Here is a 16,058-nt window from a genome sequence, read left to right as displayed (position 1 = left end):
GACGGCCACCGGGCTCGCGGAACGTGCTCATCGCGTCGGCTCCTCGTCGTCGTCGGTACGGGGACGGTCGTCGACGATCGTGGCGCTGGACTGCTCCGGCTCACCGCCACCGTGCTCGACCCGCTCGCGGGCCACGCCCTGCTCCCCGGTCCGCTCGGACTCCCAGTCGAAGAACCCGGGCTCGGGCTCGACATGGTCCATCGCGGCGACCTCGGGGTGGTGCAGGTCGAAGGCCGGGCGCTCGGACCGGATCCGCGGCAGCGTGGTGAAGTTGTGCCGCGGCGGCGGGCAGGAGGTCGCCCACTCCAGCGAGGCGCCGTAACCCCACGGGTCGTCGACGGTGACCTTCGGGGCACTGCGCCAGGTCTTGTACACGTTCCAGAAGAACGGCAGCGTGGAGACGGCCAGGATCATCGAGCCGACGGTGGAGACCTGGTTCATCCAGGTGAAGCCGTCCTCCGGCGAATAGTCCGCGTACCGGCGGGGCATGCCGATCACACCCAGCCAGTGCTGGATCAGGAACGTCATGTGGAAGCCGATGAACAGCAGCCAGAAGTGCAGCTTGCCCAGGCGCTCGTCCAGCATCTTGCCGGTGAACTTCGGCCACCAGAAGTACAGGCCACCGAACATCATGAACACCACGGTGCCGAACACCACGTAGTGGAAGTGCGCCACCACGAAGTACGTGTCCGAGACCTGGAAGTCCAGTGCCGGGCTGGACAGGATCACACCGGTCAGGCCGCCGAACAGGAAGGTGGTCAGGAAGCCGATCGTCCACAGCATCGGTGTCTCGAAGGTGAGTTTCCCTCGCCACATCGTGCCGATCCAGTTGAAGAACTTCACCCCGGTCGGCACCGCGATCAGCATGGTCATCAGCGCGAAGAACGGCAGCAGCACGGCACCGGTGACGTACATGTGGTGCGCCCACACCGTCACGGACAGCGCGGCGATCGCGATGGTCGCGTACACCAGGCCCTTGTAGCCGAACACCGGCTTACGGCTGAACACCGGCAGGATCTCGGTCGCGATGCCGAAGAACGGCAGCGCGATGATGTACACCTCGGGGTGGCCGAAGAACCAGAACAGGTGCTGCCAGAGGATGGCGCCGCCGTTCTCCGGGTTGAACACCTGCGCGCCCAGTCGCCGGTCGGCGCCGAGCGCGAACAGCGCCGCGGCCAGCGGCGGGAAGGCCATCAGCACCAGCAGGCTGGTGATCAGGGTGTTCCAGGTGAAGATCGGCATCCGGAACATGGTCATGCCCGGCGCGCGCATGGTGACGATCGTGGTGATGAAGTTGACCGCACCGAGGATGGTGCCGAAACCGGTCAGCGCGAGGCCGAACACCCACAGGTCACCGCCGGCGCCCGGGGAGTACACCGAGTTCGACAGCGGCGCGTAGGCGAACCAGCCGAAGGACGCCGCACCCTGCGGGGTGAGGAACCCGGCCGCGGCGATCAGGCCGCCGAACAGGTACAGCCAGTAGGAAAAGGCGTTCAGCCGCGGGAAGGCGACATCCGGGGCGCCGATCTGCAGCGGCATGATGATGTTCGCGAAGGCCGCGAACAGCGGGGTCGCGAACAGCAGCAGCATGATCGTGCCGTGCATCGTGAAGAGCTGGTTGTACTGCTCCTTGCTCTGCACGATCTGGATGCCGGGCTCGAACAGCTCGGCCCGGATCAGCAGCGCCATGATCCCGCCCAGGCAGAACCAGATGAACGCCGTGATCAGGTACATGTACCCGATCGTCTTGTGGTCGGTGGAGGTGATCCACTTGACCACGGTCCGGCCCCAGTGCTGCTTGCGGGGTTCGAGACCGGGAACGATCTCGACGTGCTCGGCGGTCGCCATCAGTTCTCTCCCTCGCCGGTGACGCGGGCGTCCTGGAGCCGGTTGTACTCCAGCCCGATCTGCCCGTCCTGACCGGCGTCGCGCAGGTCCTCGATGTGCTGCTCGTACTCCTCGACGGAGACGACCTTCACGTTGAACAGCATGGACGAGTGCTCCTCGCCGCACAGCTCGGCGCACTTGCCCACGTACTCGCCCTCGACCTGGGGCACCACCTGGAAGGTGTTGGTGCGGCCCGGGATCATGTCCTGCTTGTACAGGAATGCGGGCACCCAGAACGAGTGGATGACGTCACGGGAGTCCAGGACGAACTCGACCCGCTGGCCCACCGGCAGGTACAGCGTGGGCTGCTCGGCCAGCGTGCCGGTCTCCCCCACGTCCTGGGCGTGCTCGCCGGTGTCGTAGACGTCCTCGTCCACGTAGTTGAAGTCCCAGCTCCACTGCTTGCCGATCACCTGCACGGTGAGGTCGGGCTCGGCGGTGGTGTCCTGGATCTCGGTCATGTCGCGGGCCGTGTAGTAGAACAGCACCCCGACCATGATGATCGGCAGGATCACGTACATGATCTCCAGCGGCACGTGGTACCGGAGCTGCACCGGGAGCTGGTCGTCGTCCTTGCGCTTCCGGTAGACCGCGACGCACCAGATGATCAGGCCCCAGACGATGACGCCGACGATCAGCGCGGCGACCCAGGAGCCGACCCAGAGGTTGGTGATCCGGCCGGTCTGGTTCGTGATCTCGTTCTCGGAGTCGCCGGGGAGCCAGCCGCGGCTCACCTCCGGCGAGCAACCGGCGAGGGCGAGCATGACGGCTGACGCGACTCCCGCGACGGCCAGTCGGGTCCACCTGCGAGACGAGGTGCTGCGGGGGGTCTGCGAGCGCACCGGGGGCCTTCCACTCTCGGATCCCCGCCAGGCGGGCGCATCGCCGCGCCGGCACCGTCGGAGATCTTCCTAGGACCTTTGTCCTCTCGATCCTGTGCAGCGTAGCGCGCGAAACGGCTCGTCGTGACCCGATCCGGCCGTTTCGACGCAACGAGATGACGAAGTGTCATCTGAATCACTCGGCGCGCCGCGCGGACTACCGTTCCGCCTGTGCCCACCACCCCGCCGGCCGTTCCCACCACCCCGCCGGCCGTTCCCACCATCCCGCCCCGCGTGATGCTCGACTCCGCCGGGCATGCTCCGGTGCCGCCCGAGGTCCGCAGCGCGTTCCTGGCGGCCTTGGACGAGGGGTGGGCGGACCCGCGCCGGCTGCACACCGAGGGCCGCCGCGCCCGGGCCCTGCTGGACGGCGCCCGGGAGGCCATCGCCGGACTGGTCGGCGCCCGCACCGAGGAGGTCGCCCTGGCCCCCTCGCACACCGCCGCACTGCACTCGGCGGTCCGGACCGTGGCCCAGGGCCGGCGCCGGGTCGGGGCCGGGATCGTGACCTCCGCGGTGGAGCGGATGGCCCTGCTGGATGCGGCCGACTTCGCCGGGGAACGGCACACGGTTCCCGTGGACCGGGACGGTCGGCTCGACGTCGAGGCTTTCCGCGCCGCGGTGGCCGCGCCCGGCGTCGCCCTGGCCGCCGTCCAGCACGCCAACGGCGAGGTCGGAACCCTCCAGCCGGTGGCCGAGGCCCACGCCGCCGCCCGGGAGGCCGGGGTGCCGCTACTGGTGGACGCGGGCAGTTCCTTCGGCCATGCACCGATCGGGCCGGACTGGGACCTGCTCACCCTGGACCCGGCGGACGTCGGCGCGCTGCCCGGCGTGGCGGTGCTGGTCACCCGCACCGCGGTGCGCCGCTCGCCGGTCGGACCGGTGGAGGACGGCGAGCGCTGGTTCCCGGGCGGGGTGTCGGTGCCGACCGCCCTGGCCGCCGCGGTGGCGCTGCAACTGGCCGCCCGCCGCACACCCGACCCATCTCTGGTGTCCACCGTCCGCCAGCGGGTGGCCGCCGAGGTGCCGATGACGATGGTCGCCGGCCCGGCCGAGCCCGCGGACCGGTTGCCGCACGTGCTGACCTTCTCCTGCCTGTACGTGGACGGCGAGGCCGTGGTGACCGCCCTGGACCGGGAGGGCTTCGCGGTGGCCTCCGGGTCGGCCTGCACCTCGGCCACCGGCCAGCCCAGTCACGTGCTGGCCGCGATGGGGGCGCTGACCCAGGGGAACGTCCGGCTCACCCTGCCGCCGGACACCGCCCCGGACGACATCGAACGGTTCTGCGACGTCCTGCCCGGGGCGATCGCCCGGATCCGGCAGGACGCCGGGATCTGACCGCCGGACACGACGAAGCCCCGGGCCGCACAGGGGACGGTCCGGGGCTTCTGGCCGGGATCAGCTGAACGAGCCGCCGCAGGCGCAGGACGAACCGGCGTTCGGGTTGTCGATCGTGAAGCCCTGCTTCTCGATCGTGTCCGCGAAGTCGATCGTCGCGCCCTCCAGGTACGGCACGCTCATCCGGTCCACGACCACCTCGACCCCGTCGAAGTCGCGCAGCGCGTCACCGTCGAGCACCCGCTCGTCGAAGTACAGCTGGTAGATCAGGCCGGAACAGCCACCCGGCTGCACGGCGATGCGCAGCCGCAGGTCGTCACGGCCCTCCTGCTCCAGCAGGCTGCGCACCTTCCCGGCGGCGACGTCGGTCAGTACGACACCGTGCGTCGCGGTCTCGGTGGTCTCGCTCATCGTCTCTCCCGTGTCTGGTCCGGTCGGCGGTCCCGGGGCGCGGCTCGGCCCTGGACCGTCACGGTCACACCGGGTCAACAGCGGGCCCGCGTGATGTGTTCCCACTCTACGACCCGGCTCCGCGCGTCAGCGGGACCAGGTGCGCGCCACTCGGGGGATCCGGGCCCGCAGCGCCGTCGCCGGGCCCGCCTGCCAGCCGGCCAGCTGCTCCGGCGACTCGATCACCCCGAAGGCGCCGGCCACCCCGGCCGCCCCCCAGTCCCGCCGGCCGGTGCGCAACTCGGCGGCCAGGGCGATCAACGGAATGCCCAGCGGCAGGGCGGCGGCGCTGACCGCGGGGAGCACGCCCTCCTCCAGCGCGGTGGCGTCCAGCACCCCGGCGCCGGTCACCACCAGGTCCACCTCGGCCACCCGGTCGGCCAGCCGCACGGCGTCCGCCACCCACGCCGCACCGTCCACCCGCCGGGCGCCGAGCAGCCCGAGGGCGAAGGCCGCCCCGCCGCCGGCACCGGAACCGGGGGTCACGCCCGGCCGGGTCGCGGTCGCCGCCGGGAGGATCCCGTGGTCATGGCCGTGCCCGGTGGCGAGCAAGTCCCGGCGGCCGGGCCCCGCGGCGGCGGTCAGCATCGCCACCAGGTCGGCCATCCGGCGCTCGACGGCCTGGGACTCCTCCGCCCCGGCCCGCCCGGCGTCCACCAGCGCCGCGCTCGCCCCGTTCAGCCCGAGCAGCGGCAGGTCGTGGTGGCCGAGCAGCACCAGGTCCCGGCCGCGCAGCTCCGCGATCAGCCCGGCCAGCCGCTCGGCGAATCCCGGCGGGGCCTGCACGGGCGGGGACTCCGGCAGCCCGTCGCCGCCCAGCAGTGCCCGCAGCAGCCCCCAGCCGCCGTCGTGCGCGGTCACCCGGCGAGGGCCGGTGCCGACCACGATCCGCTCCGCCTCGGTCGCCAGCGCCGCGCGCACCAGTTCGCCCAGCCCCGCGGTCGACGACCCGGCCACCGGCGCCGACCCGGCCAGCGCCAGCGACCCGTCGACCCACGCCGTCCGGGCACCGGAGTCCTCGGTCAGCACCAGCACCGCCCCCGGCACCGGCACGCCCCCGGCATCCGGCACGGTCGCCGCGACCAGCTCCCCGCCGCGCACCGGCCGGAGCACATCGATCAGGCCGGGCCCGCCATCCCCCAACGGCAGCAGGTCCACCCGGTCGTCCGGCCGGGTGTCGTGCCAGCCGTCCGCGATCGCCCGGGCCACCTCCGGCGCACTCATCGCGGGCCAGCCGGCCGGGCCGGGCGCACCGGGGGCGGAGGTCGTCGGGCGGTCGAAGCGACCGGGGCTCACCAGGACATGCACCCGCTGATCGTGGCACGTGCCACCCGAGCCGGGCGCTATGGGATGATCGGCCGGTGACCCTGCTCACTCAGCCCGCGACGTTCGCCGAGCCGCGTTCCTCGGCGCTGCTCCTGCTCGGCCAGGGAACCGACCTCGCCTCCGAGCGGGGCGTCGAATGCTCCGGCGCTCTGCCCGCCGCCAGCGACCCGGACCTGGTCGATCGCGCCCGCGCCGCCCGTGCCGCCCTCGGCGACCGGGCCTTCGTGCTCGGGCACCACTACCAGCGCGACGAGGTGATCGACTTCGCCGACGTCACCGGCGACTCGTTCAAACTCGCCCGCGAGGCGGCTGCCCGGCCCGAGGCCGAGTTCATCCTGTTCTGCGGCGTGCACTTCATGGCCGAGTCGGCCGACATCCTGACCTCCGACGCCCAGCAGGTCGTGCTGCCGGACCTGGCGGCGGGCTGCTCGATGGCCGACATGGCCGCGATCGACCAGGTCGAGGACGCCTGGGACGTGCTGGTCGAGGCCGGCATCGCCGAGGACACCGTCCCGGTGACCTACATGAACTCCACCGCCGCGATCAAGGCGTTCACCGGCCGGCACGGCGGCACCGTCTGCACCTCCTCCAACGCCCAGGTCGCCCTGCGCTGGGCGTTCGACCGGGTCGGTGGCGTCGACGGCACCGGCAAGGTCCTGTTCATGCCGGACCAGCACCTGGGCCGGAACACCGCGGTGCTGCAGCTCGGCATCCCGCTGGAGGCGTGCGTCGTCTTCGACCCGCGCAAGCCGAACGGTGGCCTGACCACCCAGCAACTGCGCGACGCCCGGATGATCCTCTGGCGCGGGCACTGCTCGGTACACGGCCGGTTCTCCGCGCAGAACCTGGTCGACGTACGCGCCGCCGTGCCGGACGTCACCGTGCTCGTGCACCCCGAGTGCAAGCACGAGGTGGTCACCGGCGCCGATCTGGTCGGCTCGACCGAGTACATCATCAAGGCGCTGGACGCCGCCGAGCCGGGCTCCGCCTGGGCGATCGGCACCGAGCTCAACCTGGTCCGCCGGCTGGCCGCTGCCCACCCGGACAAGCGGATCAGCTACCTGGACGACACCGTCTGCTTCTGCTCCACCATGAACCGGATCGACCTGCCACACCTGGTCTGGGCGATGGAGTCGCTGGCCGAGGGCCGGATGGTCAACCGGATCGTGGTGGACGCCGACGACGCGCACTGGGCCCGGGTCGCCCTGGACCAGATGCTGGCACTGCCGGGACTCTGACCAGCTGGGAGCACACATGGGCACCGGACACCCGCTGCGGATCGGCCTGTTCGCCTTCGACGACGTGGAGGAGCTCGACCTGGTCGGCCCCTACGAGGTGCTCGCCGCCTGGGCCGCGATGTCACCGCTGCGGCCCGAGGTGCTGATCTTCTCCCCCGACGGCGCCGGTGTCCGCGCGGCCAAGGGCCTGCGACTGCTCCCGGACACCTCGGCCGACGAGGCCGGCGACCTGCACGTGCTGATCCATCCCGGCGGCCAGGGCACCCGGCGACTGGCCGAGGACCCCACCCACCTGGCCTGGCTGCGCGGACTGCGCCCGACCACCCCGCTGATGGCCTCGGTCTGCACCGGCGCGCTCCCGTTCGCCGCCGCCGGGCTGCTGGCCGGCCGCCCCGCGACCACCCACTGGCGCGCCTTCGACGAACTCGCCGCCCTGGACGCCAGCGTGCTGATCGACACCGAGGCCCGGTTCGTCGACGACGGCGACGTGGTCACCTCCGCCGGCGTCTCGGCCGGGATCGACATGGCCCTGCACCTGGTCGCCCGCCTGGAGTCCCCCGCCGCCGCCCGCGACGTCCGCCGCGCGATCCAGTACGACCCGGCCCCGCCGGTGTAGCCGAGGCCGGGTCCTGCGGGCTAGGCGTAGCGGTTGACGGCCTCACGGATCTGATCGGCGTACTGGTAGATCTCCTCGAGCGAACCGATCGCGTGCCTGGTCTCGTTCTTGTCGGCGTCCAGGAGCCCGAGGTACCTCTGCGAGCTGTTGAAATGCAGCCGCGCCACCGGCTTGCGGTTGTTGTCGTCCACCAGCACCCCGCAGTACGACTTGGTGTCGCGGGCCACGATCCGCCCGGGTGCGACCTCACTGCAGGCGATCGCTCGGATGATCTGGAACGCCTCGATCTCCTCGAGCGTCGTCACGACACCCTTGTCGTGGGCGCTCTCCTCCGCCTCCGCCAGGCTCTCCTCCGCGGCCGCCTCGCCGGTCATCGCGTCGGCCGACGCATCGAAGCCGTTCTGCGAGCCCAGCGCGGTCTTCAGCCGCTCATTGACCTGATCCGAGAGGAACTGCTTGGCCGCCTTGCGCGCGAGCGGCCCGAACTGCTCACGCACCCGCTGCGTGATCGGCCCCTCGTAGACCCGGGAGATGAGCACCCGCACCCAGTCGTCGTCCGGTTCACGGAACTGGGTCGCGAGCACCCGCTTGATGGCGCCGACGTACTTCAGTTCCTCGGCGGCGTTGAGGATCGAGTCGAGATCGAACAGCTCCTTGCCCATCTTCTCGACCTCGGGGATCACCGACGGGTCGAGATCGGTGAGATCGAGCTGGAGGAACGGCTTGTCATCCATCCGGTTCGGGCGATCCAGATCAGTGAAGAAGTGGTAACGCTCGCCGTTGGTCAGGATCGCGATCCGGGCGTTGGTGGTGGCGAAGTAGCGGAACAGCTGTGAGGCGTGCTCGAGACTGAGCGGGGAACCGACCGTCTTGCACTCCACCAGAATCTGCACCTCGCCATCCTTGACGATGGCGTAGTCGATCTTCTCGCCCTTCTTCACGCCGACATCGGCGGTGAACTCCGGCACGACCTCCTGCGGATTGAACACGTCGTATCCCAGCACCAGCGAGATGAACGGCATGACGAAGGCGTTCTTGGTCGCCTCCTCCGTGCCGATCGACGACTTCTGCTGTTCCACCTTGCTGGCGAGGGACGCCAGTCGCTCCGCGAGCTCCATGCCCGGTCCTTTCTACGGTCTGGCTACGTCCCAGATCGTGCCACGGTGGGGAGCGCGGATGCGAGGGCTTCCGGGGCTGCGCGCCACATTCATAGGGACATTCCGACCATTCACCATTTCGTGAGCAACCGGAATCTGTCGCCGATATCGCCCTATTGCGACAGCGCCCGAGCACCCGAACGGCCCGCCCCGGCAGTCGGGGCGGGCCGTTCGCAGCAGCGTGGTGTCAGTGCGCGAGCCGGGCCAGCAGCAGCGCCTCCGCCAGCACGACCTTCTGCAGCTCGCCCAGGTGCACCGACTCGTTCGCCCCGTGGGCCCGGGAGTCGGGGTCCTCGACGCCGGTGACCAGGATCGCGGCGTCCGGGAAGACCTCCAGCAGGTCGGCGATGAACGGGATCGACCCGCCGATGCCGATGTCGACCGGGTCGGTGCCCCAGGCGTCCGAGAACGCCTGGCGGGCGGCGCGCATCGCCTCGGAGTCGGCGGGGGCCTGGAACGCCTTGCCGAGTTCGCCGTCGCGCACGGTGACCCGGGCGCCGAACGGGGCGTGGTCGATCAGGTGGCTGCGCAGTGCCTCCAGTGCGGCCTGCGGGTCCTGACCGGGGGCGATGCGCATCGACAGCTTCGCGGTCGCCTTCGGGGTGATCGTGTTGGAGGCGGTGGCGACCCGGGGGGCGTCCAGGCCGATCACGGCGATGGTCGGCTTGGTCCACAGCCGGGAGCTGATCGGGCCGGTGCCGGCCAGCTGCACGCCGTCGAGCACCCCGGCGTCCGCGCGGAAGGCGTCCTCGTCGTAGTCGACGGCCGGGTCGGCGGCGTGGTGCAGCCCGGCCACGGCGACGTCACCGCGGTCGTCGTGCAGGGTGGCGATCAGCCGGGACAACAGGGTGACCGCGTCGATCACCGGACCGCCGAACATGCCGGAGTGGATGGCGTGGTCCAGCACGGCGACCTCGACGTCCAGGTCGACCAGTCCGCGCAGCGAGGTGGTCAGGCCGGGCACGCCCACCCGCCAGTTCGAGGAGTCGGCGACCACGATCACGTCGGCGGCCAGCAGGTCCCGGTGGGTGTGCAGGAAGGTGGTGAAGGACGGCGAACCGACCTCCTCCTCGCCCTCGACGAACACGGTCACCCCCACCCGCAGGTCGTCGGCCAGCGTCCGGAGCGCACCGAGGTGGGCGACCACACCGGCCTTGTCGTCCGCCGCGCCGCGGCCGAACAGGCGACCGCCGGACTCGGTGGGCTCGAAGGGCGGGGTGTCCCAGTCCGTGTCGGCGCCGGGCGGCTGCACGTCGTGGTGGGCGTAGAGCAGCACCGTCGGCGCACCCGCCGGGGCGGGGCGGCGGGCCACCACCGCGGGGGCACCGGGGGACCCGTCCGGGCGGTCCACCGACAGGATCTGCACCTCGGGCATCCCGGCGCCGGTCAGCAGGTCGGCGACGGCCCGGGCGCTGGCGGCGACGTGCGCCTGGTCGAAGTCACTGTTCGAGACGCTGGGGATCCGGACCAGATCCTCCAGGTCTGAGCGGACGCCGGGCCAGATCTGCTGCACGCGCTCCCGGAGTGCGGCGACATCGGGGACATGAGTGGGGTCGGAGGCTGTCACGGGTCGCCACGCTACTCGACTACCCTGGAGGGGTGTTCGGACGCAGCAAGGACAACGACGCCAGCCAGCCCGCGGTCGAGGAGACCCCGGCGGTGATCGAGACGCAGGCCGGCAAGGGCCGGCCGACCCCGACCCGCAAGCAGGCCGAGGCGGCCAATCGTCGTCCCCTGGTGCCCGCCGACCGCAAGGCCGCCGCCAAGGACGCGCGCGCCGCCCAGCGGATCGAGCGGGAGAAGCAGTACCAGGCGATGCAGTCCGGCGACGAGCGCTACCTGCCCGCCAAGGACAAGGGCCCGGTGCGGCGTTACGTCCGGCTGTACGTGGACGCGCGCTGGAACCTGGGCGAGCTGTTCCTGCCGATCGCGATCGTGGTGTTGCTGGCCAACATCGGCCTGTCCGCGATCAGCACCCAGGCGGCGTTCCTGGCGCTGATCGCGCTGTACGTCTTCATCCTGGCGATGGTGGCCGACTCGGTGATCATGTGGCGCCGGCTGAAGAAGAAGCTGATCGAGAAGTACGGCCCGGACGCGATCGTGCGCGGCACGATGATGTACGCGATCACCCGGGTGTTCCAGATCCGGCGTGCCCGGCTGCCCAAGCCGCAGAACAAGCACGGCGAGTGGCCGAGCTGACCTCGTGTGAGTGTCGGCGGGAGGTCCTAGGCTGGTCAGCATGGAATTCCGTCACCTCGGCCGCTCCGGCCTCAAGATCTCCGAGATCACCTACGGCAACTGGCTGACCCACGGCTCCCAGGTCGAGAACGACGCCGCCACCGCGTGTGTGCGCGCCGCCCTGGACGCCGGCATCACCTCCTTCGACACCGCGGACGTCTACGCGAACACCGTCGCGGAGTCCGTGCTGGGCGAGGCGCTCAAGGGTGAGCGCCGCCAGAGCCTGGAGATCTTCACCAAGGTCTACTGGCCGACCGGCCCCAAGGGCCCGAACGACACCGGTCTGTCCCGCAAGCACATCATGGAGTCGATCGACGGCTCGTTGACCCGGCTGCAGACCGACTACGTCGACCTCTACCAGGCGCACCGCTACGACCACGCGACGCCGCTGGAGGAGACCATGCAGGCCTTCGCGGACGTGGTCCGCCAGGGCAAGGCGCTGTACATCGGCGTCAGCGAGTGGACCGCCGACCAGATCCGGGCCGGCGCGGCGCTGGCCAAGGAGCTGGGCTTCCAGTTGGTGTCCAACCAGCCGCAGTACTCCGCGCTGTGGCGGGTGATCGAGGCCGAGGTCGTCCCGGCCTCCGAGGAGCTCGGCCTGTCCCAGATCGTCTGGTCCCCGGTCGCCCAGGGCGTGCTGACCGGCAAGTACCTGCCGGGCCAGCCGCTGCCCGAGGGCTCGCGCGCCACGGACGAGAAGGGCGGCGCGCGCACGATCAAGACCTTCCTGGACCGGCCGAACGTGCTGGAGCGGGTGCAGCAGCTCAAGCCGGTGGCCCAGGAGCTCGACCTGTCGCTGGCGCAGCTGGCGGTCGCCTGGGTGCTGCAGAACCGGAACGTGGCGGCGGCGATCATCGGCGCCTCCCGCCCGGAGCAGGTCACCGAGAACGTCAAGGCCGCCGGGGTCACGATCCCGGCCGAGCTGATGACCCGGATCGACGACATCCTGGGCGACGCGGTGATCACCGACCCGGCCGAGACGGCGAAGAGCTCGCCCGCCTCGCGCTGAGTGCTCCGGAGGCCCCGGCCGCGTGCGGTCGGGGCCTCCGTCATGCCTGGGGTCAGGCCGGTGCGACCTCCGCCGGTGCCTCGCCCTGGCGCCCCTGCGCGGCCTCCTGCCCGGCGGGTTCGGTATCCCCCGGCAGCGGCACCGCGAACCGCGGCATCAGCCAGCCCAGGATCGGCCCGATCGCGACCGCGTACAGCACGGTGCCGACGCCGACCGTGCCGCCGAGCGCCCAGCCGATCAGCACCACGGTCAGCTCGATGCCGCCACGGATCAGCGCCACCCGGCCACCGGTGCGCGCCACCAGCCCGGTCATCAGGCCGTCGCGGGGGCCCGGGCCCAACCGGGACCCGATGTACAGCGCACCCGCGAGTCCGTTGAGGCCGATGCCGGCGACCATGATCCCGGCCCGGGCCACCAGGGGTAGGTCGGTGGGCAGCCGGTCGAGCAGCGCGACGAACGGGTCGGTCATCAGTCCGATCACCAGGACGTTGGCCACCGTGCCGAACCCGGGGCGCTGCCGTAGCGGGATCCAGCACAGCAGCACGACGACGCTGCTGACCAGGACCGCGGTGCCCAGCGACCAGTGCAGCTGGCGGGCGAGCCCCTGGCTGAGCACGTCCCAGGGCATGGAGCCGAGTGCCGGGTGCACCACCATCGCGATGGACAGCGCGTAGAGCACCAGCCCGAGGAACAGCTGCGGGAGTCGGCGTCCGAGGCGCCGGGATTCAGTCATGCACGCGATCTTCCGGGTCGAATGGCCTTCACTTCGATAGCCAATTGCGCAACAGTGGCCTGCATGGCTCGACTCACCGCCGACCGCAGGATCTCCGGCGCCCGGACCGCCACCGTACTCGGCAGTTGGCGACGGCCCGGACCTGCGCACGCCGCACTCTCGGATGCCCTGCGCCGGGCGGTGCTGGCCGGGTCCCTGCCGCTGGCGACCCGGCTGCCCGCGGAGCGCGAACTGGCCACCGCCCTCGCGGTCTCCCGCACCACGGTGACCGCCGCCTACGACACCCTGCGCGCGGAGGGCTTCCTGCTCAGCCGCCAGGGCGCCGGCACGGTGACCGCCCTCCCGCGCCGCGCCCGCTCCGCCCCGGTACCGGACGGCGTCGGGGATGCGGGGATCGCGGATCTGTCCATCGCCGCCTCCGCCGCCCCGCCCGAGCTGCACGCCGCCGCCCTCGCCGCCCTGGACCGGTTGCCCGCCCACGCCGGACTCGGGTACCACCCGCACGGTCTGCCGGAGCTGCGCGAGGTGATCGCCCGCCGCTACACCGACCGCGGCACCCCCACCACGCCGGAGCAGATCCTGGTCACCACCGGCGCCCAGCACGCGATCGCCCTGCTCACCCGCACCCAGGCCGGTCCGGGCGACCGGGTGGTGGTGGAGCAACCGACCTATGTGCACGCCCTGGACGCGGTGCGGGCGGCGGGTGCCCGGGCGGTGCCGGTGCCGACCGGACCGGAGGGCACCGACCTGGATCTGCTGGAGTCCACCCTGCGGCAGGTCGCGCCCCGGCTGGTGTACCTGATCCCGGACCACCAGAACCCCACCGGTGGTTGCCTGTCCGGGCCGGAGCGGGCCGCGGTGCGGGAGCTGGCCCGGCGGACCGGCACGGTGATCGCCGGGGACGAGGTGCTGACCGATCTGACCCTGGACGGCCCGCCGCCGGAGTCCTGGGCCGGCGACGGGCGCAACCCGCGGGTGCTGGCGATCGGTTCGATGTCCAAGTCGCACTGGGGTGGGCTGCGGGTCGGCTGGCTGCGCGGTCCGGCGGAGTTGACCACCCGGCTGGCGCTGGCCCGGCGCAGCGCCGATCTGGGCACGCCGGTGCTGGACCAGCTGATCGCCGCGGAGCTGCTGGCCGCCGGGCCGGGTGCGGTGCCGGGCCGGGTGGATCAGCTCCGCGCCGGCCGGGACCTGCTGGTGCGGCTGCTCGGCGAACGGTTGCCGCAGTGGCGGTTCACCGTGCCCCGCGGCGGGCAGTGCTTGTGGGTGGACCTGGGCGCGCCGGTGTCCTCGGCGCTGAGTGCCCTGGCGCTGGCGCACGGGGTGCGGGTGGCGCCCGGCCCGGCGTTCGGGGTGGACGGCGGGCTGGAGGACCGGCTGCGGCTGCCGTTCACCGCCCCGCCGGAGGTGCTGGAGCGCGCGGTGGACGGGCTGGCGCTGGCCTGGTCGGCGCTGACCGGCGGGGTGGTGCCCGCGGCGGTGCCGGACCGGGGGGTCACCGTCTGAGGCGGTGGCCGGTCAGTCCTCGGCCCGGAAGGTCGCCCTCTGGTTCGTCTAGCGGTGGGTGCGCTGGGTTCGAGCCGGCGGAACCGACGCTTACCCGCCGAGCCCCGCTGCCTGCTCTCGACCTGAGCCCCAGCGCCCGCCGAGGGCGTAGTTCGCGTCGGCCCTCGGCTCGTTCGACCACCGTGAACTGCGCCCTCGGCCGCGCTCCACGCCCACGGTCCGCCCAGCTCCGTGCTCCGCGCGTCCACGCCCCTCCCTGGGGCCCGTCTTCCTCATCGAGAGTGCACGAATGCACGCCTCCTGGGCCGGGAGGCGTGCATTCGTGCACTCTCGGCGAGACGGGGACGGGCGGCACGGCTGCCCTCGCAGTCAGTCGTCGGCCCGGGAGGTCAGTCGTCGGCCCGGAGGTTCAGTCCGCGGCCCGGAAGGTCATCCGCTCCGGCACTGCCCCCAGGTCGTGCACCGGCGCCACCGCCGATCCCGCGTGCCGGAGCACCGCGCGGCCGGCGCCCTGGTCGCGCAGCGCCCGCCAGTGCACGCCCAGCCACTCCTCGGCGTCGAAGCGCTCGGTGAACGACGGCGAGGCCGGCCGGTCCAGCTCGTGGCCGGCCGCGTCGGTGAACTGCCAGGTCCAGGACGGTCGCAGATCGGTCATGCCGCCAGCTCCCGGGCGATCCGGGCGGCCCAGAACGGACCGCGGTAGATGAAGCCGGTGTAGCCCTGCACCAGGGTGGCGCCGGCCTCCCGGTAGGCCCGGGCGTCGGCACCGGTGCTGATCCCGCCGACCCCGATGATCACCGGGTCCGGGCCGAGCCGGTCCCGCAGCCGCCGCACCACGGCCAGCCCGCGGTCCAGCAGCGGCGGACCGGAGAACCCGCCCGGGCCGAGGTCGTGCGCGATGGTGGTGTTCACCGCCACCACGCCGTCCAGGCCCAGTTCCAGCGCCAGATCGGCGACCGCGTCGACGTCCTCGTCGGCCAGGTCCGGGGCGATCTTGACCAGCAGCGGCACCCGGGAACGGCCGGCCGCGGCGGTGGCCCGGTCGGCGGCGGCGCGGGTGGCCTCCAGCACCGGGCGCAGCGAGGCCACCGACTGCAGGTCACGCAGGCCGGGGGTGTTCGGGGAGGAGACGTTGACCACCAGGTAGTCGGCGTAGGGCGCCAGGCGCTCGGCGGAGGTGGCGTAGTCGGCGGCGGCGTCCTCGACCGGGGTGACCTTGGTCTTGCCGATGTTGACGCCGACCACCGCGGCCCGTCCGGACGGCGTGCTGCGCAGCTTGGCCAGCGTGCGGGCGACCGCCACCGACCCCTGGTTGTTGAAGCCCATCCGGTTGCGCAGCGCCTGCTGGTCGACCATCCGCCACAGCCGGGGCGGCTCGTTGCCGGGCTGCGGCTCGGCGGTCACGGTGCCGATCTCGACGAAGCCGAAGCCGAGCATGGTCAGCCCGGGCACCCCGACCGCGTCCTTGTCGAAGCCCGCGGCGACGCCGAAGGCGGAGGGGAAGGTCCGGCCGAGCACGCGCACCCGTCCGGAGTCCGGGATCGACAGCACCGACCGGATCACGCCGCGGAGCACCGGGATGCGGGCGGCGAGCCGGATCAGCGCGAAGGCCCGGTGATGGGCCTGTTCGGGATCGAGGCGGACGAAGACCAGGCGGAACAGGAGGCCGTACACGGCCC

General features: G+C 72.1%; 15 protein-coding genes. 6 read left to right on the top strand and 9 right to left on the bottom strand.

Annotation, left to right across the window (positions count from 1 at the left end; translation table 11 throughout):
• Positions 1–27 precede the first annotated feature (27 nt).
• Both ctaD and ctaC read right to left on the bottom strand, forming a co-directional pair.
• Positions 28–1,848, bottom strand: coding sequence for an aa3-type cytochrome oxidase subunit I (gene ctaD / locus HGA03_RS11375; RefSeq protein WP_168630398.1), 1,821 nt, complete (start codon positions 1,846–1,848; stop codon positions 28–30).
• A complete protein-coding gene (gene ctaC, locus HGA03_RS11370) occupies positions 1,848–2,681 on the bottom strand; it encodes an aa3-type cytochrome oxidase subunit II (protein WP_444542210.1) in 834 nt (277 codons plus the stop codon). The genes ctaD and ctaC overlap by 1 nt, the downstream gene beginning before the upstream one ends.
• A gap of 258 nt (positions 2,682–2,939) precedes the next feature.
• Between ctaC and HGA03_RS11365 the strand changes: the two genes are divergently transcribed.
• The gene (locus HGA03_RS11365) at positions 2,940–4,106 is read left to right on the top strand and encodes a cysteine desulfurase family protein (RefSeq protein WP_308439771.1); all 1,167 of its coding nucleotides are present in this window, start codon (positions 2,940–2,942) and stop codon (positions 4,104–4,106) included.
• Between the two features lie 60 nt (positions 4,107–4,166).
• Here the strand turns inward: HGA03_RS11365 and erpA are convergent, their stop codons facing one another.
• Both erpA and HGA03_RS11355 read right to left on the bottom strand, forming a co-directional pair.
• A complete protein-coding gene (erpA, locus tag HGA03_RS11360; RefSeq protein WP_168630396.1) occupies positions 4,167–4,517 on the bottom strand; it encodes an iron-sulfur cluster insertion protein ErpA in 351 nt (116 codons plus the stop codon).
• Positions 4,518–4,643: 126 nt separating this feature from the next.
• Positions 4,644–5,864: a glycerate kinase gene (locus tag HGA03_RS11355; protein WP_168630395.1), complete on the bottom strand. Its 1,221-nt coding sequence runs from the start codon at positions 5,862–5,864 to the stop codon at positions 4,644–4,646.
• A 53-nt stretch (positions 5,865–5,917) separates the two neighbouring features.
• On the opposite strand from HGA03_RS11355, the gene nadA reads away from it, so the two are divergent.
• Positions 5,918–7,120, top strand: a complete 1,203-nt coding sequence (gene nadA, locus HGA03_RS11350) for a quinolinate synthase NadA (protein ID WP_168630394.1) — start codon at positions 5,918–5,920, stop codon at positions 7,118–7,120.
• Positions 7,121–7,136: 16 nt separating this feature from the next.
• Positions 7,137–7,736, top strand: coding sequence for a DJ-1/PfpI family protein (locus HGA03_RS11345; RefSeq protein WP_168630393.1), 600 nt, complete (start codon positions 7,137–7,139; stop codon positions 7,734–7,736).
• 20 nt (positions 7,737–7,756) lie between these two features.
• Here the strand turns inward: HGA03_RS11345 and HGA03_RS11340 are convergent, their stop codons facing one another.
• Together HGA03_RS11340 and HGA03_RS11335 are read right to left on the bottom strand one after the other, a co-directional pair.
• Complete coding sequence (locus HGA03_RS11340; RefSeq protein ID WP_168630392.1) at positions 7,757–8,854, bottom strand: type I restriction endonuclease; 1,098 nt, start codon at positions 8,852–8,854, stop codon at positions 7,757–7,759.
• Positions 8,855–9,080: 226 nt separating this feature from the next.
• Positions 9,081–10,460 carry a dipeptidase gene (locus tag HGA03_RS11335; protein WP_168630391.1) on the bottom strand — a complete coding sequence of 460 codons (1,380 nt, stop codon included), beginning with the start codon at positions 10,458–10,460 and terminating at the stop codon, positions 9,081–9,083.
• 32 nt (positions 10,461–10,492) lie between these two features.
• On the opposite strand from HGA03_RS11335, the gene HGA03_RS11330 reads away from it, so the two are divergent.
• On the top strand, positions 10,493–11,092 hold the full coding sequence (locus tag HGA03_RS11330) for a DUF3043 domain-containing protein (RefSeq protein ID WP_168630390.1): 600 nt from the start codon (positions 10,493–10,495) through the stop codon (positions 11,090–11,092).
• Positions 11,093–11,132: 40 nt separating this feature from the next.
• Positions 11,133–12,140 carry an aldo/keto reductase family protein gene (locus HGA03_RS11325; RefSeq protein ID WP_168630389.1) on the top strand — a complete coding sequence of 336 codons (1,008 nt, stop codon included), beginning with the start codon at positions 11,133–11,135 and terminating at the stop codon, positions 12,138–12,140.
• 52 nt (positions 12,141–12,192) lie between these two features.
• Here the strand turns inward: HGA03_RS11325 and yczE are convergent, their stop codons facing one another.
• Complete coding sequence (gene yczE, locus HGA03_RS11320; RefSeq protein ID WP_168630388.1) at positions 12,193–12,873, bottom strand: membrane protein YczE; 681 nt, start codon at positions 12,871–12,873, stop codon at positions 12,193–12,195.
• Positions 12,874–12,936: 63 nt separating this feature from the next.
• Between yczE and yczR the strand changes: the two genes are divergently transcribed.
• Positions 12,937–14,379, top strand: a complete 1,443-nt coding sequence (gene yczR, locus HGA03_RS11315) for a MocR-like transcription factor YczR (protein WP_168630387.1) — start codon at positions 12,937–12,939, stop codon at positions 14,377–14,379.
• Positions 14,380–14,788: 409 nt separating this feature from the next.
• Here yczR and HGA03_RS11310 read toward each other — a convergent pair whose 3' ends face one another.
• Both HGA03_RS11310 and HGA03_RS11305 read right to left on the bottom strand, forming a co-directional pair.
• A complete protein-coding gene (locus tag HGA03_RS11310) occupies positions 14,789–15,034 on the bottom strand; it encodes a hypothetical protein (protein WP_168630386.1) in 246 nt (81 codons plus the stop codon).
• A complete protein-coding gene (locus HGA03_RS11305) occupies positions 15,031–16,053 on the bottom strand; it encodes a quinone-dependent dihydroorotate dehydrogenase (RefSeq protein ID WP_168630385.1) in 1,023 nt (340 codons plus the stop codon). The genes HGA03_RS11310 and HGA03_RS11305 overlap by 4 nt, the downstream gene beginning before the upstream one ends.
• Positions 16,054–16,058: the final 5 nt, after the last annotated feature.

The sequence above is a fragment of the Cellulomonas denverensis genome, from assembly GCF_012396125.1.
GTDB classification, from domain to species: Bacteria; Actinomycetota; Actinomycetes; order Actinomycetales; family Cellulomonadaceae; genus Cellulomonas; species Cellulomonas denverensis.
The sequence above is the reverse complement of the archived record's forward strand: the minus strand, read 5'-3'. Positions and strand labels throughout refer to the sequence as shown.